This is a genomic window from Streptomyces kronopolitis (assembly GCF_050953795.1).
Taxonomy (GTDB): domain Bacteria; phylum Actinomycetota; class Actinomycetes; order Streptomycetales; family Streptomycetaceae; genus Streptomyces; species Streptomyces kronopolitis_A.
The window spans coordinates 5,080,052-5,097,772 of the sequence record NZ_CP191850.1; the positions used below are offsets into that span (position 1 = coordinate 5,080,052).

General features: G+C 70.3%; 18 protein-coding genes. 12 read left to right on the top strand and 6 right to left on the bottom strand.

What is annotated here, in order from left to right; genetic code table 11:
• Positions 1 to 9 precede the first annotated feature (9 nt).
• Complete coding sequence (locus tag ACQP17_RS22545) at positions 10 to 1,269, top strand: amidohydrolase (protein WP_433859977.1); 1,260 nt, start codon at positions 10 to 12, stop codon at positions 1,267 to 1,269.
• Between the two features lie 21 nt (positions 1,270 to 1,290).
• On the opposite strand, the gene ACQP17_RS22550 is transcribed toward ACQP17_RS22545, so the two are convergent.
• Genes ACQP17_RS22550 through ACQP17_RS22570 form a run of 5 tightly spaced genes read right to left on the bottom strand, consistent with a single transcriptional unit; the run spans position 1,291 to position 6,335 of the window.
• Entirely contained in the window at positions 1,291 to 2,181 is an 891-nt protein-coding gene (locus tag ACQP17_RS22550; RefSeq protein ID WP_433859978.1) for a branched-chain amino acid aminotransferase, read from the bottom strand.
• 2 nt (positions 2,182 to 2,183) lie between these two features.
• Positions 2,184 to 3,467 (bottom strand): ATP-grasp domain-containing protein, encoded by a 1,284-nt coding sequence (locus ACQP17_RS22555; RefSeq protein ID WP_433857903.1) that lies wholly within the window; start codon positions 3,465 to 3,467, stop codon positions 2,184 to 2,186.
• A complete protein-coding gene (locus ACQP17_RS22560) occupies positions 3,464 to 4,471 on the bottom strand; it encodes a DMT family transporter (protein ID WP_433857904.1) in 1,008 nt (335 codons plus the stop codon). Before ACQP17_RS22560 ends, ACQP17_RS22555 begins: the two co-directional genes overlap by 4 nt.
• On the bottom strand, positions 4,468 to 5,736 hold the full coding sequence (locus ACQP17_RS22565) for a DUF6421 family protein (protein WP_433857905.1): 1,269 nt from the start codon (positions 5,734 to 5,736) through the stop codon (positions 4,468 to 4,470). The genes ACQP17_RS22560 and ACQP17_RS22565 overlap by 4 nt, the downstream gene beginning before the upstream one ends.
• Positions 5,733 to 6,335, bottom strand: coding sequence for a bacilysin biosynthesis protein BacA (locus ACQP17_RS22570; protein WP_433857906.1), 603 nt, complete (start codon positions 6,333 to 6,335; stop codon positions 5,733 to 5,735). The genes ACQP17_RS22565 and ACQP17_RS22570 overlap by 4 nt, the downstream gene beginning before the upstream one ends.
• A gap of 473 nt (positions 6,336 to 6,808) precedes the next feature.
• Here ACQP17_RS22570 and ACQP17_RS22575 point away from each other — a divergent pair, with 473 nt between their 5' ends.
• From ACQP17_RS22575 to cutA, 6 genes are all read left to right on the top strand, one after another.
• Positions 6,809 to 7,840, top strand: coding sequence for a BMP family lipoprotein (locus ACQP17_RS22575; RefSeq protein WP_433857907.1), 1,032 nt, complete (start codon positions 6,809 to 6,811; stop codon positions 7,838 to 7,840).
• A 235-nt stretch (positions 7,841 to 8,075) separates the two neighbouring features.
• The gene (locus ACQP17_RS22580) at positions 8,076 to 9,617 is read left to right on the top strand and encodes an ABC transporter ATP-binding protein (protein WP_433857908.1); all 1,542 of its coding nucleotides are present in this window, start codon (positions 8,076 to 8,078) and stop codon (positions 9,615 to 9,617) included.
• Between the two features lie 35 nt (positions 9,618 to 9,652).
• Entirely contained in the window at positions 9,653 to 10,780 is a 1,128-nt protein-coding gene (locus ACQP17_RS22585) for an ABC transporter permease (RefSeq protein ID WP_433859979.1), read from the top strand.
• Positions 10,777 to 12,057, top strand: coding sequence for an ABC transporter permease (locus tag ACQP17_RS22590; protein WP_433857909.1), 1,281 nt, complete (start codon positions 10,777 to 10,779; stop codon positions 12,055 to 12,057). Before ACQP17_RS22585 ends, ACQP17_RS22590 begins: the two co-directional genes overlap by 4 nt.
• Complete coding sequence (locus ACQP17_RS22595; RefSeq protein ID WP_433857910.1) at positions 12,054 to 12,455, top strand: cytidine deaminase; 402 nt, start codon at positions 12,054 to 12,056, stop codon at positions 12,453 to 12,455. The genes ACQP17_RS22590 and ACQP17_RS22595 overlap by 4 nt, the downstream gene beginning before the upstream one ends.
• Positions 12,456 to 12,569: 114 nt before the next feature.
• Positions 12,570 to 12,893: a divalent-cation tolerance protein CutA gene (gene cutA, locus ACQP17_RS22600; protein ID WP_433857911.1), complete on the top strand. Its 324-nt coding sequence runs from the start codon at positions 12,570 to 12,572 to the stop codon at positions 12,891 to 12,893.
• A 2-nt stretch (positions 12,894 to 12,895) separates the two neighbouring features.
• Here cutA and ACQP17_RS22605 read toward each other — a convergent pair whose 3' ends face one another.
• On the bottom strand, positions 12,896 to 14,233 hold the full coding sequence (locus ACQP17_RS22605) for an XRE family transcriptional regulator (protein ID WP_433857912.1): 1,338 nt from the start codon (positions 14,231 to 14,233) through the stop codon (positions 12,896 to 12,898).
• Positions 14,234 to 14,421: 188 nt separating this feature from the next.
• Between ACQP17_RS22605 and ACQP17_RS22610 the strand changes: the two genes are divergently transcribed.
• From ACQP17_RS22610 to ACQP17_RS22630, 5 genes are all read left to right on the top strand, one after another.
• Positions 14,422 to 14,730, top strand: a complete 309-nt coding sequence (locus ACQP17_RS22610; RefSeq protein WP_433857913.1) for a hypothetical protein — start codon at positions 14,422 to 14,424, stop codon at positions 14,728 to 14,730.
• Positions 14,727 to 15,104: a hypothetical protein gene (locus ACQP17_RS22615; RefSeq protein WP_433857914.1), complete on the top strand. Its 378-nt coding sequence runs from the start codon at positions 14,727 to 14,729 to the stop codon at positions 15,102 to 15,104. Before ACQP17_RS22610 ends, ACQP17_RS22615 begins: the two co-directional genes overlap by 4 nt.
• A 168-nt stretch (positions 15,105 to 15,272) precedes the next feature.
• Positions 15,273 to 15,515: a putative ATP-grasp-modified RiPP gene (gene tgmA, locus ACQP17_RS22620; protein ID WP_433857915.1), complete on the top strand. Its 243-nt coding sequence runs from the start codon at positions 15,273 to 15,275 to the stop codon at positions 15,513 to 15,515.
• A complete protein-coding gene (gene tgmB / locus ACQP17_RS22625; protein ID WP_433857916.1) occupies positions 15,515 to 16,501 on the top strand; it encodes an ATP-grasp ribosomal peptide maturase in 987 nt (328 codons plus the stop codon). Before tgmA ends, tgmB begins: the two co-directional genes overlap by 1 nt.
• Positions 16,479 to 17,654: a methyltransferase domain-containing protein gene (locus ACQP17_RS22630; protein WP_433857917.1), complete on the top strand. Its 1,176-nt coding sequence runs from the start codon at positions 16,479 to 16,481 to the stop codon at positions 17,652 to 17,654. Before tgmB ends, ACQP17_RS22630 begins: the two co-directional genes overlap by 23 nt.
• Positions 17,655 to 17,721 lie beyond the last annotated feature (67 nt).

Consider the following 17,721-nt stretch of genomic DNA (forward strand, 5'->3'; position numbering starts at 1 on the left):
AACCATCTGATGTCCCGCGATGCCGGCACCGCCCGTACCCCCGCCGGGGACCAGCTCCCCGGCACGCTCCCCGACGCGCTGCGCGCCGAACTCAGTGTGTTCCGGCGCGACTTGCACATGCACCCCGAGCTCGGCAACCAGGAGCTCCGGACCACCGAGGCGATCAGGGAGCGGCTGGCGCGGGCCGGGCTGCGCCCACGGGTGCTGGCCACCGGCACCGGCCTGATGTGCGACATCGGCACCCCGGACGCCACGGCCGACGGCCGGGCCCTCGCCGCGGACCCCACCCGCCCCCTGCTGGCCCTGCGCGCGGACATCGACGCCCTGCCCATCCCGGACACCAAGAAGGTCCCCTACGCCTCGACGGTCTCCGGCCGGGCGCACGCCTGCGGCCACGACGTGCACACCACCGTCGTCCTCGGCGCCGGCCTGGTCCTCGCCGAACTCGCCCGCACCGGCGCCCTGCCCCGCCCGGTCCGGTTGATCTTCCAGCCCGCCGAGGAGGTGCTGCCCGGCGGCGCCCCCGACGCGATCGAGTCCGGCGTTCTGGAGGGCGTCGGCCGGATCCTCGCCGTCCACTGCGACCCGCGCGTGGACGCCGGCCGGATCGGACTGCGGGTGGGCCCGATCACCTCCGCCTGCGACCGGCTGGAGGTCGGCCTCGACGGCCCCGGCGGCCACACCGCCCGCCCGCACCTGACCACCGACATGGTCACCGCCGCGTCCCGGGTCGCCCTCGACGTCCCCGCGCTGCTCTCCCGCCGGGTCGACGCCCGTGCCGGACTCGCGGTCACCTGGGGCCGCCTGGCCTCCGGCCACGCCTGCAACGTGATCCCGCAGCACGCCGAACTCTCCGGCACCGTCCGCTGCCTCGACCTCGACGCCTGGCGGCGGGCCCCGGACCTGGTGCACGCCGCGATCGACGAGGTCGCCACGCTGCACGGCGCGAAGTCGCAGATCACCTACGTCCGCGGGGTGCCGCCGGTGGTCAACGAGCCGGTCACCGTCCAGCTGCTGCACTCCGCGATGGCCGCCCGCCGCGGCGAGGGCGCCGTCGAGGACACCGAGCAGTCCCTCGGCGGCGAGGACTTCTCCTGGTACCTCGCACACGTCCCCGGCGCCATGGCCCGCCTCGGTGTCCACCCGCCCGCCGAGAGCACCCACCGCGACCTGCACCGCGGCGACTTCGACGTCGACGAACAAGCCATCGGGGTGGGCGTCGAACTCTTCACCGCCTGCGCCCTCCTCGACGGGGACCTCGCGGACTGACGGCCGGGCGGGCCGCCGCGTTCAGCGGGCCGGCGCGCCGCGGTCCGCCGAGCGCACCAGCTCGGCGTACGCCTCCGCCAGGGCGGTGGTCGTTTTGCCCACCCGGTACTCGTGCGCGTCGATCGCCCGGACCGGCTGGACCTCGTAGGCCGTGCCCGTGAGGAAGCACTCGTCGAACCGGCCGAGTTCCCCGGGGCGGATGTGCCGTTCGACCACGGGGATGCCGAGGTCACCCGCCAGGTCGAGCACCGTCTGCCGGGTGATGCCGGCGAGGAAGCAGTCGGCCGTCGGCGTGTGCAGCACCTCCCCGGCCACGAGGAAGAGGTTGGCTCCGGTGGCCTCCGCGACATGGCCGCGGTAGTCCAGCAGCAGGGCGTCGTCGAAGCCGTCCCGGTCGGCGTCGTCGCGGGCCAGGGTGCAGATGTTGTACAGGGAGGCCGCCTTGGCCCGGACGGGAGCGGTGTCCGGCGCGGGGCGCCGCCAGCGCGAGGTGCCCAGCCGGATGCCGCGCTCCTTGGCGTCGGCCGCGAAGACATGCGGCCATTCCCAGGTGGCGAGGGCGACATGGACAGAGGCGCCCGCACCGGCCACGCCGATGTGCTCGCTGCCGCGCCAGGCCACCGGCCGGACATAGCCGTTGACGATGCCCTGCCGTTGGACGAGTGCGCGCGTCGCCTCGTCCAGCTCCGCGACGGAGAACGGGATGGCGAAGCCGAGTTCCCGCGCCGAGTCGTGCAACCGCTGGGTGTGCTCGGTCAGTTTGAAGACCCGGCCGTCGTAGACCCGTTCGCCCTCGAAGACGCCGCCCCCGTAGTGGAGACCGTGGGTCAGGACGTGCAGCCGGGCGTCGCGCCAGGGAACGAACCGGCCGTCGAGCCAGATGACGCCGTCGCGGTCGTCGAGAGCGGGCATGCTCACTGTGCGTCCCCTGCCGGTGCGTAGTCGATGCGGATGCGGTCCTCCAGGTCCCGGTGGAACTCCTCCGCGTCCTTCGTGGTCGGGTGGTGGGAGAGGACGAACGCCGGATAGCCGGTGAAGTGCGGGTAGGGGCGTACGACGTCGCCGGGATGCAGCATCTGGACGACGTGGTCCACCCGGGGATCCGCGGCCACGTCGGCCAGCCCGTGGAGCGCGGTGATCCGTCCCGAGCCCCCGCACGGCACGATGTAGTTGGCCGCCGCGCCCCTCGCCCGGGCCGGCTGCGCCGGCGCATCGGGCAGGGAACACGGGGCGAGGCCCGCGGCCAGGCGCAGCGCGTCGGCGGCCAGGTCGGCTCCGGTGACGTGCTCGGCGATGTGGTGGGAGACGCCCGATCCGCCGATGCGGGCGCCGAGTTCCAGCAGGTAGGGGCGCTCGCCGCCGCGCAGCCGCAGTTCGGTGTGGGTGGGGCCGTCGGTCACCCCGAGCGCCGCGTGGGCCGCGACGACCTCGCGCACCACGGCGTCCTGCACTCGCGGCGCGAGCGGCGCGGGGGCGCGGTAGACGCCCTCCTCGAAGTGCGGGCCGACCGGCTCGCCCTTGTAGCCGATGGTCAGCACGTGGACCGTGCCGCGGTGGGCGAAGGACTCCACGGCGAGTTCCGGGCCGTCCAGGAACTCCTCGACGACCAGCCCCGTGACCTCGTGCAACTTGCTCCGGCAGACCTGCCACACCTCGTCGACCACGGCGCCGAGCCGCTCCGCGTCGTCGGCCTTGGTCACCCCGAGGCTGGAGAAGCCGTTGGCCGGCTTGACCACGACCGGGAAGTCGAGCCGGGCGGCCGCTTCCCAGGTACCGGGCTCGTCCAGAACGACGAAACCGGGGACGTTCAGCCCCGCACCGGCCAGGCGGCGGCGCATGATCCGCTTGTCCTGCACGGCCCGCGCGGTGGCACTGCCGAGCCCGGGCAGCCCGAGCGCTTCGGCCACGTCGGCGACGAACGGAACGGCCGGGTCGTAGAGCGTGGTGATCCCGTCGAACGGCACGTCCTCGTGCCGTGCGACGAGGGCGGCCAGGGCCGCGGCCGGATCGCCCTCCACGTCCAGGGGGAGCACGTCCACCACGCCGGGCGGCAGCCGGTCCGGGGACACGGTCTCGTCGGGACGCGGTACCAGGACGAGGTCGATACCGGCTCGCCGCGCGCTGTCGAAGACCCAGGGGAGCGAGGTGCGCTGGTACACCAGGACGACGGTGGGGCGCGGTGCGTGTGCTGCTGTCACGTGGTGCTTCTCTCGGGTTCGGCCGGGCTCAGGGGCGGGTGGTCCTCCGCGGGCGGCATCGCGGCGGGCGCCGCAGCCGGCGCCGGGGGCGTCGCGGCGACCGTCATCCACACGCCCACGGCGCACAGCACCAGGAACAGGAAGTCGACCGCGCCCGGCGCCGGCGCCTCGCCCCACGCCCACTCGCCCAGCCGCACCAGGAACGGCACGGTCAGGGCGACGGCGGACGTGAACAACGGGCCCTTGCGCAGGATCAGTTCATGGGAGAGCAGGAAGACCGGCGCGGTGAGCACCGCGCCGAGCGCCGCGACCCCCGCCCACTGACCGGCGCCGATGGTGCCCAGCGGGACGAGGACGACGGTGGCCAGCCCGAGCATGACGGTGCCCGCGCCGGTGACCGCGGGGAGCGCGGCGATGGGGGGCACGTCGGACATGTGCTGCCGGTAGACGTAGCCGTACAGGGCGTAGGCGAACGTGCCCGCGAGGGCGAACAGGACGCCGGTGACCAGCACCCCGCCACCGGCTCCGCCGCCCGCCGGGCCGTCGCCCAGCGCATACCCGAGCGCCGCGGCGACGGCGAGGACGGCCCCCACGACCTTGCGCGGGCCCGCTTGTTCGCGGAAGGCCACGATGCCGATGGCGAAGGTGAGGCACGGCAGGAGGGACACCACCAGGCCCACCCGGGAGGCGCCGATCCGGTCGACGCCGAGCAGCGTCCCCGTGTAGTAGGCGAAGAAACCCAGGAAGGCGAGGAGCACCACGGCCCGCCACCGGCCGGCGCCGGCCCGGATCGCGGGCCAGGTCCGGGGCCGCAGCACGCAGAGCGCGCTGATCGCCACGAAGCTCGCGGCGGTGCGGCCGGCCGCGACGGCCAGCGGCGGGGTGTCGCTGACCAGCTTCCCGGACACCACCCATCCGGTCGCCAGCAGCAGCACCATCAGGCACGACAGGACGGGGACCACGAGGCGGCCGTCGCGGCCCGCACGGGGCGCGGCCGGACTCACCACTCCGCCTCGGCGAAGCGCAGCGGCGGCAGCCCGGCCAGCGGCCGCTTGGCCCGCAGCAGGACGCGCTGGTCCTCGGTGAACCGGTAGCGCTGCTTGGCCTCGCCCTCCGGAAGATAGGCGCGGACCAGGGCCTTCGCGGCGGCCCGGTACTCGTCGTCGGTGGTGACCCGCTCCTCCAGCTCCTCGACGGTGGCCACGTACCGGCGCAGGGCGTCGAGCGCCTTGTCCCGGTCCAGCCGCAGCAGTCCGCCGCCCTCGGGCGAGCCCGTCAGCGCGCCGTGCTCGCGCAGCCAGGAGTAGAGGAAGACGCCGGTGCCGGAGTCGAAGTTGCGCGTCGCGTCGTCCGCCAGCGGATAGCGGAAGACGCGCTCCAGCAGGATCATGTCGATCTGCTCCTGTGCGAACGGCACCCCGCCGTCCGCACAGGCCAGGACGGTCCTGGCATCGACCTTGGTCTCTTCCAGGAGGCCCACGAACCAGTTCATCTTCAGCGCGATGTGCTGATCGAACGGCCAACGCCCCTGGTAGTGCAGGGAGTCGTGCAGATAGCCCCAGATCGCGCGGGCCTCGAAGCAGACCTCCGGCGCCAGGCCGGTCGAGGCCCGCGGCACGGAGTCGGCGGTCAGCACCGCCTCGGCTCCGGGCAGGGCGTACGTCTCGTGGATCTTCCGCATCTTGTTGTAGAAGAACATCGCGTACGCCTGCTCTTCGACCTTGTCGCGCGCGGCCACGTTCTCGGGGAAGAACACGATGCAGTTGCCGTGCGCGAAGCCGTGGCTGCCCGCGATCAGCACCAGCGACTGGCAGTTGTTCCGGGGATGGGGGAAGTCTTCGGCCAGTCGCGGCAGCGCCGCCGGCTCCTTGCGCAGCGCGAAGAAGCAGTCGAGGCGCTTGCCGACCGGCGGCACGCTGTTGGTGCTCTGCGCGGGGGCCAGGAAGAACACCGGAGCCCCGTCCGCCGGCGGCTGGAGCGCGTCCCGGGAACGGGCGAAGTGCGGCGCCTGATCCAGGCCTTCGGCGAGCCAGTCGGCCACGTCGTCGGCCAGCGCGTCGGCCTGGTGGGCCCGCCCGTTACGGACGTACCAGGCGACCGCCTCGTCCCGGATCCCGGTGAGCAGTTCCCGGTCGGCGGCGCCCGGCTCGCGCACCGCGCCGTTGTCGGCCTGGCGCAGGCGGAAGCGGTTGACCCGGGGGATGAGGGAGGCCGCGAGGTCCGCGGCCTCGGCCCGCAGGGCGGAGCTGAGGGGGGCGCTCGCCGTCACAGCCGCGCTCCCGTGGTCTCCGGCCGGCCGGCCGGCGCGTCGTCCACGGCGAAGACCTGGTGGATGGTGAAGACCATGGGCACCGGGCCGAAGTCCCGCAGCACGCGCAGCCCGTGGCGCTCGGCGGCGACGATGGTGGTGATGCACCCCTCGGTGCGGCCCGCCGCGCAGTCGATGGCGGCCTGGGAATTGCTCGTCACCAGCCGGGACTCGGCCTCCGCGGAGACCAGTCCGACCGGGGCGGGGTGGGTGGAGACGGTGCGGGGAGCGTCGGCTCCCGTGCTGGCCAGGACCATGTTGTGGGTCGGCATGAGGAAGCTGTCGACCATGTGCAGCCGGTGCAGGTTCCCGAACGTCAGCGTGTGCAGCGCCGGGTAGACCGCGCAGGCCGCCAGCGCGTGCTCCCCGTCGTCGGGCACCGCGTCCAGGGCGGCCTCCAGCGAGGGGTGCAGTTCGACCGTCCCGTCGATGCCCCGCCGGTGCAGCCACTCGTGGGCCGCGGCTTCCAGATTCGTCCCGTGCGGGCCGAGCGTGTGGACATATCGGACGCTGTCCGCGCCGATGCCCGTACGGCGGCGCGGCTCGGTGGCCATGGTCATGATTCCCCCTGCTTACGCGGTCCCTGGTGAGCCCAGGGCCGGATCCCCTCGTGCGGGCCGGTGGAGTTCACCGGCCTCTGGCGTCGGCAAACGGCACGACGCCCCACGGAAAAGATCAAACAAGCCGGCGCTGTCCCGTGCAAGACATCTGGTACGGCTTCTTGCATTTCAGGGGCACAAGTAGGGACAAATATGCCTTGCTCGCGAAAGTCCGGCTATCCGGGCGGGAGTGTGCCCCGCGGCGTTCAAGATCGAATGCGCAGAGCGGGCCACCGGCCGCAAAACGTGCATACCGTCCCCTTTCCCCAGTTAGCCGGAACGCGCTCGGCAAATCGCCGGGCGACTCCGGTCGGGGGCCCCTACGCCTCGAATCGATAACGTCCGCGCAGTGGAGGGTTTTGCGCCAGGTCTACGCGCGTTAATCTCCCACAAGCCAGCGCCAAAGGGGGCGCTTAGAGCGAAGGGAAGGCCCCGTGCGTCGGGTCATCAGGATTGCCGCCGCGGCTACCGCCACCACGTGTCTCGCGTTCACCGCCACCGCGTGCGGACAGAGCTTCGCCGAGGCCAATCGCGCCAAGCACGCGGGCGTCGGACTGGCCTTCGACATCGGCGGCCGGGACGACCACTCGTTCAACGAGGCGGCCGCCCGCGGTACCGAGGACGCCCAGAAGAAGCTGGGCGTCAAGGTCAAGATGCTCACCGCCAAGAACGGCGAGACCGAGGCGGACCGCGAACAGCGGCTCTCGTCCTTCGCCGAGGCCGGCTACAACCCGGTCATCGGCGTCGGCTTCGCCTACAGCCAGTCCGTGCAGAACGTCGCCAAGGACTTCCCCGCCACCACCTTCGGTGTCGTGGACGCCGTGCCCCAGGGCAAGAACGTCGACGCCATGGTCTTCGCCGAGCACGAGGGCTCCTACCTGGCAGGCGTCGCCGCGGCGCTGAAGAGCAAGACCCACAAGGTGGGCTTCATCGGTGGCGTGAACAACGCGCTGATCCAGAAGTTCCAGGCCGGCTTCGAGCAGGGCGTACGCGACACCGACCCGAAGACCAAGGTCGTCTCGCAGTACCTCTACCCGAACAACGACAAGGGCTTCAACGACCCGGCGGCCGCCAAGGCCAAGGCCGCGGGCATGATCGACAGCGGCATCGACGTGATCTACACGGCGGCCGGACAGTCGGGCGCCGGCTCGATCGAGGAGATCAGCAAGCACAAGGGCGTCTGGGCGATCGGCGTGGACTCCGACCAGTACCGCCAGCCGGGTCTCGCCCAGTACAAGGACCACATCCTGACCTCGGTCGTGAAGAACGTCGATGTGGCCGTGTTCGACCTGATCAAGAGCTACGAGGACCACAAGCCGCTGACCGGCATCCACGCCTACGACCTCAAGCACAAGGGCGTCTCGCTCGCCACCTCGGGCGGCTTCATCAAGGACATCCAGCCGCAGATCGACGCGGCCCGGAAGAGGATCATCGAGGGCAAGGTGAAGGTCAAGGAGACGCCGTAGTCAGACGCCGCAGTCAGGGACGACACTCCACCCCGGGACGCCGAAACGGCCCCCGGGGGCGGTCCCCGCGGCCCCCTGTGACCTTCCGGTCCCGCTTTCTCGTTCTTCGTCCTTTCCGCACCGTCATCCCCGAGGGGAGTGCGCCATCAACGCAGCATCCACGAGCAGTGGCCCGGCCGGCCCGGACGCCCCCGCTGTAGAACTCCGCGGAATCACCAAAAGGTTCCCCGGCGTCGTGGCCAACCACGACATCCATCTCACCGTGCGCCGCGGTACCGTCCACGCCCTCTGCGGCGAGAACGGTGCCGGCAAGTCCACCCTGATGAAGATCCTCTACGGCATGCAGAAGCCGGACGAGGGCACCATCGCGCTGGACGGCGAGCAGGTCACCCTGCACACCCCGGGCGACGCCATCGCCCGCGGCATCGGCATGGTCCACCAGCACTTCATGCTGGCCGACAACCTCACCGTCCTGGAGAACACCGTCCTGGGCGCGGAGAAGCTGCACGGCATCGGCGCCGGCGCCCGCGCGCGGATAAAGGAACTCTCCGACGCCTACGGGCTGCACATCCGCCCGGACGTGCTGGTCGAGGACCTCGGTGTCGCCGACCGCCAGCGGGTGGAGATCCTCAAGGTCCTCTACCGCGGCGCCCGCACCCTCATCCTCGACGAGCCGACCGCGGTCCTGGTCCCGCAGGAGGTCGACGCGCTCTTCGACAACCTGCGCGAGCTCAAGTCCGAGGGCCTGACCGTCATCTTCATCTCGCACAAGCTGGGCGAGGTGCTCTCGGTCGCCGATGACATCACCGTCATCCGGCGCGGCACGACCGTGGCCTCGGTCGAGCCGTCCGGGACCACCCCCAAGCAGCTCGCCGAGCTGATGGTCGGCAGCGAACTCCCCTCGCCCGAGACCCGCGAGTCGACCGTCACGGACGAGGAGATGCTGCGCGTGCGCGATCTCCACCTGTCCGCGACCGACTCCGACGGGGTCGTGCGCACGGTCCTGGACGGCATCTCCCTCACCATCCACAAGGGCGAGGTGCTGGGCGTCGCCGGTGTCGAGGGCAACGGCCAGGCCGAACTCGTCGAGGCCGTCATGGGCACCCGCAGCCCCGACCGCGGCACCGTCGTCCTGGACGGCACGGACCTGTCCGGCGCCTCCACCCGAGCCCGGCGCGAGGGCGGCGTGGGCTACATCCCCGAGGACCGCCACCGCCACGGCCTGCTGCTGGAAGCCCCGCTGTGGGAGAACCGCATGCTGGGCCACGTCACCGAGCGGCCCAACAGCAAGGGCAAGTTGCTCGACCTGGCCGGCGCCCGCAAGGACACCGCGCGCATCGTCGCCGAGTACGACGTGCGCACGCCCGGCATCGAGGTCACCGCGTCCTCGCTCTCCGGCGGCAACCAGCAGAAGCTGATCGTCGGCCGCGAGATGAGCCACCGGCCCAAGCTCTTGATCGCCGCCCACCCCACCCGCGGGGTCGACGTCGGCGCGCAGGCGCAGATCTGGGAGCAGATCCGCGAGGCGCGCCGCGAGGGCCTGGCGGTGCTGCTGATCTCTGCCGACCTGGACGAGCTGATCGGGCTGTCCGACACCCTGCGGGTGATGTACCGGGGCCGGCTGGTCGCGGACGCGGATCCCGCAGTCATCACCCCGGAGGAGTTGGGCTCCGCCATGACCGGTGCCGCCAGCGGCCACCTCACCGCGCCCGAGGACGGCGCGACGCAAGACGGTGCGCCCCACGGCGCCGGCGAGCAGGACGGTGAGCAGAAGTGAGCACCTCCACCCCGAACGCCGGCAAGAACCCGGCCGTGGACGCCCTCGCCAGGAGCGCCACCCGCGACAAGGTGATCCTCGCGATCGCCGCGCCCGTCCTGGCCATCGTCGCCGCGATAGTGATCTCCTCCCTGGTGTTCCTCGCGTCCGGCGAGAACCCCTTCCGGGCCTACGGGATCATGGCCGACTACGGCCACTACAGCGACAGCCAGGTCTGGATCATCAACAAGGCGGTGCCGTACTACCTTTCGGCGCTGGCGGTCGCCATCGGCTTCCGCATGAACCTCTTCAACATCGGCGTCGACGGCCAGTACCGCCTCGCGGCGTTCGCGGCCGCGGCCGTGGGCGGGGCCATCGCCCTCCCCGGCGCGCTCCAGATCATCCTGCTCATCGTCATCGCGATGCTGGTGGGTGCGATCTGGTCGGGCATCGCGGGCGTGCTGAAGACCACCCGTGGCGTCAGCGAAGTGATCACCACGATCATGCTGAACGCCATCGCCGCCTCGATCATCGGCTACTTCCTGCAGGACGGCCGCCTCGCCATCAAGGACGGCAACCTCCTGCACACCAAGTTCCTCCCGGAATCCAGCCACTTCTTCTCCTTCCCGACCCACCCCAAGCCGGTCTACGGCTTCGTGGTGATCGCGGTGCTGGCCGGCGCGCTGTACTGGTTCGGCATCAACCGCACCCGCTTCGGCTTCGACCTGCGCGCCGTGGGCGCCTCCGAGTCGGCCGCCGAGGCCAGCGGCGTCAGCGTCAAGCGCATGGTCGTCAGCAGCATGCTGCTGTCGGGTGCCGCGGCCGGCCTGGTCGGCATGCCCACCCTGCTCGGTGAGTCCTTCCAGTACGGCACGGACTTCCCGGCCGGCATCGGCTTCACCGGTATCGCCATCGCCCTGCTCGGCCGCAACCACCCGGTCGGGATGGCCTTCGGCGCCCTGCTGTGGGCGTTCCTCGACCGCACCGGCTCCCGCCTGGAGTTCGAGGGCTACGCGCAGGAGATCGTCGGCGTCATCCAGGGCGTCATCGTGCTCTGCGTCGTCATCGCCTACGAGATCGTGCGCCGCTACGGGCTGCGCCTGCAGCAGCGCAAGGTCGGCGAGGAGCTGGCCGCCCTGTCCACCGCCGACAAGTCGGACAACAAGCCGGAGGTGTCGGCGTGAGTACGGACCTCAAGACCGCGACGAAGCTCGCGGTCCCCGGGAAGAGCGGGCGGCGCAAGCTGACCTATCCCTGGATCCTGCTGATCATCGCCGGCGCGCTGGTCGCGGTCTCCGTCCTGCGGGCCGTCACCGGCACCGCGGACCTCACCTCCACCGGCCAGTTCGGCGCCGCGCTCAGCGCCGCCGTGCCGATCGGTCTGGCGGGCCTGGGCGGACTGTGGTCCGAGCGGGCCGGCGTGGTCAACATCGGCCTCGAAGGCATGATGATGCTCGGCTCGTTCGCGGCCGGCTGGATCGGCTGGCAGCACGGCCCCTGGGCCGCGGCACTGGCCGGCATCATCGGCGGCGCGCTCGGCGGCCTCATCCACGCGGTCGCCACCGTCACCTTCGGCGTCGACCACATCGTCTCCGGCGTCGCGGTCAACATCCTGGCGCTCGGCGCCACCCAGTACCTGGCCACCCTGTGGTTCGGCCAGGAGGGCAGCGCGGCCATGCTGGCCGGCGGCAACGACAAGCAGTCCCCGCCGATGCCCGACATGCCGAGCTTCACCGTCCCGGGCCTGTCGGACTGGCTCAACTCCGTCGAGGGCCACCACTGGTTCCTCGTCTCGGACCTGGCCGGCATCCTCGGCGCGGCCGTCACCAACGTCTCCTGGCTGACGCTGCTGACCATCGCGCTGTTCGTCGGCACCTTCTACGTGCTGTGGCGCTCGTCCTTCGGCCTGCGGCTGCGCTCCTGCGGCGAGGCGCCGATCTCCGCCGAGTCGCTGGGCGTCAACGTCTACGCGTACAAGTACGCGGCGGTCCTGGTCTCCGGCGCCCTGGCCGGCCTCGGCGGTGCCTTCCTCTCCATCGGGGTGCACTTCTACCAGGACGGCCAGACCGGCGGCCGCGGCTACATCGGTCTCGCCACGATGATCTTCGGCAACTGGCGTCCTGGCGGCGTCGCGATGGGCGCGGGCCTGTTCGGCTTCATGGACGCCATGCAGCTGCGCAGCGGCGGCCCCACCGTCCACGCCCTGCTGCTGGGCCTGGCCGCCCTGCTCGCGGTGATCGCGCTGCTGAAGCTGCGCGCCGCCAAGCGCACCCAGGCCGCGCTGTCGGCGGTGGCCGCCGTCGTCCTCATAGGCTGGTACTTCCTGGCCGACACCGTTCCGCTGGAACTGGTCGAGGCGAGCCCGTACATCGCCACCCTGCTCGTCCTCGCCCTCTCCGCCCAGCGACTGCGGCCCCCGAAGGCGAACGGCAGGCCCTACCGCCGAGGACAAGGCACATGACACCCACGGTGCCGGTCGACTGGACCGCACTGCGCGCGCAGGCCCGGGACGCGATGTCCCGGGCCTACGCCCCTTATTCCGGCTTCCGCGTCGGCGCCGCCGCCCTCGTGGACGACGGCCGCACCCTCACCGGCTGCAACGTCGAGAACGCCTCCTACGGCCTCTCCCTCTGCGCCGAATGCGGCCTGATCTCGGCCCTGTTCGCCACCGGCGGCGGCCGCCTGACCGCCTTCACCTGCGTCGACGGCCACGGCGACCTCCTCGTCCCCTGCGGCCGCTGCCGCCAACTCCTGTGGGAACACGGCGGCCCTGATCTCCTCTGCGACACGTCCTCGGGCATCCGACCGCTGGCCGAACTGCTGCCGGATGCGTTCGGGGCGGGGCATTTGGAGGGGTGAGGGGGCGACGAGCGCTGCGTATCGGGACGTCTGTCGGCTCGGTCCTGCCGCCCACCGCCTCGTTGAACGCGCGTAGCGACCCTGGTCCGGCCGGTTCGCCACTACAGTCGCCACATGACTGACTTTCTTCAGGTGTCCACCGCAACGGAGACCCGCGAAGCAGCCGAGAAGCTGGCGCAGTCGGTTGTCTCCGCACGGCTCGCAGCCGGCGCGCACATCATCGGGCCGGTCGGCTCCGTGTTCTGGCACCAGGGCAAGTTCGGCTCGGGCGAGGAATGGCAGCTCGTCCTCAAGATCCGCGCCGACCGCTACGACGAGGTCGAAGCGCATCTGCTCAAGCACCACCCCTGGCAGAACCCGGAGGTCTCCGCGGTTCCCATCGTTGCGGGGTCGGATGCGTATCTGCACTGGCTCAAGACGACGACGGCACCGGGCTGACCTCAGACCTGCGCCAGTTCCAGTACCTCGGCCACCGCAGACAGTTCGCGGTGAGAGCTGAGCCGGCGCAGGGTCGGTTCGATGCGCTGACGTGGGCGCACGGATGCCACACCGGCCGACAGTTCCAGGGAACGTCGGGCGGTGCTGGCCGCTTGTTCGATTTCCCCGGCAGACATGTACGAGTCGGCGAGCCAAGAAAGGTACAAGCTCTTGTCGCGGGCGTGAGTGTCCTCGTACTTGGCCAGGGCGTCTTCCAGTACGGGCACAGCGCGGAGCGGACGCCGCAACTCCGTCCAACAGCGGCCAGTCATGATCTGGAGTTCGTTGTGGTCAACCCATGAGGCCCAGTCAGGCTGCAGCATTCCGTCATGCTCGTTGAGAGCCGTCTCTGCATCGTTGAGAGCTTGTTCCGTCCCGTGCACCTGCCCTGCGACGGCGTAAGCCCATGCGAGGCGTTCATGCAGTAGAGCACGGACGCCAGGAGGGGCATCAGGGCCAGCAGTGCGGCATGCGGTGAGAGCGGTGCCAATCCCCGCTTCCCGGTCTCCACTGATCTGCTGATAAGCGAGGAAGGCCAAGGCGTTGCCCGCCAGGGCGGTATCTCCGGCTTGGGTGGCAGCTCGATAGCTGTCCTCGTACAGGCTGCGGGCATCGGCGTGATTTCCTCCGTCGAATGCGGCCCATCCGGCCTGTTGCGCTTGTTCGGCAAGCACCGAGAGCAGTGCGAGTCGCGTCTGCTCGCTGTACTCGCACTCTCGCATCAGGCGTTTGGTCGCCAATTGCTCGCCGAGATAGACGCGGTAGGTGTCACCCCCACCCAGAAAGTCGTCGAGGCGTCGCAGGCGGGCCGTGCGTTTCCGCAGCTGGTCGGGAATGTCGTGGCCGATCCGTCGGCCGGTGTTGATCCGGCTGAACTCTGGCAGACCGACGGCCAAACCAGTGCCAGCCGATGCCTTGAAGAATTCCCTACGCCGCACTGTGTCTTCTCCGTCCCGGCTCTCAACGATGGTGTGTGCGGACACGACGGGCGGGCTGCCGGATTGCATGACCGACTCCCATGCGCGAGGGGCGAGCCCGAGCATGTCACCCGGGATGCGTAGCGCATCTGCGATCTTGGCGATCTTTTCGAAGGTGGTGACGCTGCCGTGACCGCGGGCCAGAGCGCCAACTCGTTCGGGCTTGATATCGCACTCAGCCGCAATCTTTGAATAGCTGATACCAGCCTCACTCCGCGCGATGCGGAATACGATGCCGAAATCGTGAGCCGAAATCGCCGCTCTCACATCATTCCGGCTCAGTAAGTCTCGTGGTAGAGCCGTGGCCGGTTGGTAAGCCGTCATGGAGGGTCCCGTCGCGCCTGCTGGTGACAGTGTGCCGCAATGGTCTGGCCACCAGCCTACCCATGATGGGGACACCCATGGTGGGGAAGACGACTGCTTGCCAAGGCGCGACAGTTGCGGCGAAGAGACCCCCGCGACCGTGTTGGGACGGCCCGGGGGAACGGCCAACCTGAGGAAAGCAGGTCGACATGCCGAACTTTATCGCCCGTATCTTCGAACCGCTGTTGCGGTTGTTGCTTCCCAGGCCAGGCTGTCACCGTCCAGGCGATGAGCGTGCGATGGTCCAGCAGCAGGAGGTACCGGCGTGGGCGCCGTGCCGAATCCCGGCACACGGGCCGGTGTTGCTGCGGGGCGAGGATGCGGCCCTGATCCGCCCATACGTCCTCACCTCCGAGGAATGGCAGAAGCGACGGTCGCACCGTGCGCCGTGGCTCGCTGTGCAGGGACCCGATGCCGGGCTGCGCTGGATTCATGGCGTGGAGATGGCGGGCTGGTGAGCCCCACCGACACCCCGCGGCTCCTGCCCTGGGCGAGCCCTGACGGAAATCCGTGCTTCCTCGTGAGCGACGGGACCGGCTATGTGTCTCGGCTCGCCGACGAGATGGAGGAGGCGCAGCTCGACTCCGCCGCCGAACTCCTTGAGGGAGCACATCGCATCCTCGCCGACCGTACGTGGACCCCGGGGGAAATCCACCTGCTCGCGGTTGAGTTGACCAGTTCCCTCGTCGACGTGCACCGCGTCGCGGAGAGCAGAGGCGCGCGTCTGCCCGTGCCGGACGATGCCGTCCGCGACGGCGATGAAGCTCCGGGTGGCCACGACCTCAGCGGCCAGGGCAGCGGGTTGAGGCTTCCGGCGGAGGCGTTCGGATGAACGGCCGGACACCGTGTACGGACTTCCCGTCCGCACACATCCATCCATCGAGAACAATCGAGAAATGAGGAAGCAATGTCCACCACGGTTGAGGTTCACCGGCCTGCCGGGAGGGTACTCGATGCCCCCGAACTGCGGCTCCCGTTAAGCACCGGCGGACCCGCGTCCATGCCGGAGCTGTCCGGCCACCAGGGGCCGGCTCCGTTCGCGTTCCGCTTCCTCACCCCCGTTACGGCCACGGGCGGCATCCTGCCGAGCGATGTCGTCTACGACGAGGAGTCGCAGACGGGCGTCTATGAGGACATGCCGCCGGGCGTCTACATGACCAAGAATCCGCCGAAGACCTATGGGCCGACGGCGCCCACGGGCCAGATGGACGCGCCGGACGACCCCGGACCGAGCGACGACTGATGACGGGCGCCGGGCACATTCTCATCCTGGCGGGTCGCTTCGACCCGACCTGCGATCTGGTGGTGGAGGAGCTGAACCGGCGCGCCGTGCCCGTCTTCCGGGCCGATATGGCCGAGTTCCCGCAGAGGCTCACGCTCGCCGCGAGTCTCAGCGGGAACCGCTGGCACGGCACGCTGAACAACGACCGCCGTACCCTCGACCTGGGTTCGGTGCGCTCCGTCTATTACCGTCGCCCGACCCGTCCGACGTTTCCCGAGCAGATGGCCGCCGAAGCCCGCAGGGTCGCCGAGACCGAAGCCCGGTGGGGCTTCGGTGGACTGCTGACGGCTCTATCGTGCAGGTGGCTGCCCCCACCGGGAAGGGCGGCGGATGCCGAGTACAAGCCGCTGCAACTGCGCGTCGCGGCCGGCGTGGGACTGAACGTTCCCCGCACTCTCATCACCAACGACCCAGCCGCGGCAAAGGACTTCGCCGACTCCCTCGGTGGTCCGCTCATGTACAAGCCTTTCTTCCATGTGCGTGGCACGGTACGCGGGCAGACGGCTGCCGTGTACGCGAGCATCGTCAACCCCGAGGACCTGCCTCACGCGGACATCGCGACCACCGCCCACATGTTCCAGGAGTGGGTACCCAAGGCGTACGAGGTGCGGTTGACCGCCGTGGACGGCCAGATCTTCGCGGCCGAGATCCATGCCGATTCCGACGCCGGCCGCATCGACTGGCGCAGCGACTACGGCAGCCATAGCTACAAGATCTGTGATCCGCCGCCCGAGGTGGCCGCCGGTGTTCTGCGCATGCTGGACCGGCTCGGGCTGCCGTACGGCGCGTTCGACTTCGCGGTGACGCCGGAGGGGGAGTGGCGATTCCTGGAAGTGAACCCGAACGGCCAGTACGGGTTCATCGAGCAGGCGACCGGACTACCGATTACCGCTGCGATCTGTGACTACCTGGAAGGGCCGGCCAGTGACGAACATCCTCGACGATGAACAGCGCTTGATCCGGGCACACGTCTCGCTCACCCAGCAGATCGACCGTGGAAGCGTGGTGTTGTCGGCTCAGCTGGTGGAAGCGTTTCTCAACATCCCCCGGCATCCCTTCGTCCCCGTCTTCTACCGGCGCGAGGGTGAACGGTTCCTCCCCTGGCGGATCACCGACGGCGACGGGGAAGCATGGTTCGACGCCGTGTACACGGACGACTCCCTCCTTACCGAAGTGAACGGCGTACACGCCGAGCGGGCCGACCCCGGCGGAGTGACCGGTGTACCGACGTCGTCCTCCACCGCGCCGAGCCTCATGGCGGACATGCTCGATGCCCTCGACGTGAACGAAGGGGACGAGGTGTACGAGGCAGGTGCCGGCAGCGGCTACAACGCCGCGATGCTCTGCCACCTCGCCGGTGACAAGCACGTCACCACCGTGGATCGATCCGAGACCCTCTCGGCCTTGGCCCGCGAACGGCTCAACGGCCTCGGTTTCTACCCGCTCGTGCTCCACGGCGACGGTGCACGGGATGTCCCGTCCGCGGCCACGTACGACCGCATCATCGCCACGGCCTCGGTACGACGCGTCCCGCCCTTGTGGCTGGAACGATGCCGTACCGGTGGCATCCTGGTCGTCCCTGTCAAGGGCACACTCGCCGGCGGAATGATCGCCCGGCTCACGAAGCTGCCGGACGGGACGGCGGTCGGCCGCATTCTGCACACACCCGCCGCCTTCATGCCGCTCAAGAGCGGTGACGAGGACGAGGCGCAGGTACCGGAGATCCGCGACTGCCCGTGTCGTGATGCCGAGCTTTCCGGGCGGGTGTTGGATGACTGGACATTCTCCTTCTTCGCCCAGCTTCACATGCCGCATGGCCTCATCCGTACGTACGGCCGGAGCGACGGCGGCCTGCACGTCACGACGCTGTACGACCCGGCGGACGGCTCGGCCGCGCGCGTCGAGGACACGCCCGAGGGGACGTCCCGGGTGATGTACAACGGGCCGCGCGATCTGTGGGCACCGATGGAGGCGGCCCACCAGCTTTGGCGGCGGCTCAACCGGCCGCGACGCGAGTGGTTCAGCATCGAAGTCACCCCTGCCGAGCAGACCGTGACGTACACGGAACCGAACGGGCAGATCCATCGCTGGACGCGGTAGCACCCCCCGGCGCCCGGTCGGGGCGAGCGCCCCCCACCCAGGGCGCCCGCCCTGGCCACCCCGCCGT

What these genes read in the sequence shown, in the direction of transcription:
- tgmA (WP_433857915.1), top strand. Translation starts at nt 15,273, where the DNA reads ATGCCGGAGCTGTCCGGCCACCAGGGGCCGGCTCCGTTCGCGTTCCGC.
- ACQP17_RS22610 (WP_433857913.1), top strand. Translation starts at nt 14,422, where the DNA reads ATGCCGAACTTTATCGCCCGTATCTTCGAACCGCTGTTGCGGTTGTTG.
- ACQP17_RS22550 (WP_433859978.1), bottom strand. Translation starts at nt 2,181, where the DNA reads ATGCCCGCTCTCGACGACCGCGACGGCGTCATCTGGCTCGACGGCCGG.
- cutA (WP_433857911.1), top strand. Translation starts at nt 12,570, where the DNA reads ATGACTGACTTTCTTCAGGTGTCCACCGCAACGGAGACCCGCGAAGCA.
- ACQP17_RS22545 (WP_433859977.1), top strand. Translation starts at nt 10, where the DNA reads ATGTCCCGCGATGCCGGCACCGCCCGTACCCCCGCCGGGGACCAGCTC.
- ACQP17_RS22570 (WP_433857906.1), bottom strand. Translation starts at nt 6,335, where the DNA reads ATGACCATGGCCACCGAGCCGCGCCGCCGTACGGGCATCGGCGCGGAC.
- ACQP17_RS22605 (WP_433857912.1), bottom strand. Translation starts at nt 14,233, where the DNA reads ATGACGGCTTACCAACCGGCCACGGCTCTACCACGAGACTTACTGAGC.
- ACQP17_RS22595 (WP_433857910.1), top strand. Translation starts at nt 12,054, where the DNA reads ATGACACCCACGGTGCCGGTCGACTGGACCGCACTGCGCGCGCAGGCC.
- tgmB (WP_433857916.1), top strand. Translation starts at nt 15,515, where the DNA reads ATGACGGGCGCCGGGCACATTCTCATCCTGGCGGGTCGCTTCGACCCG.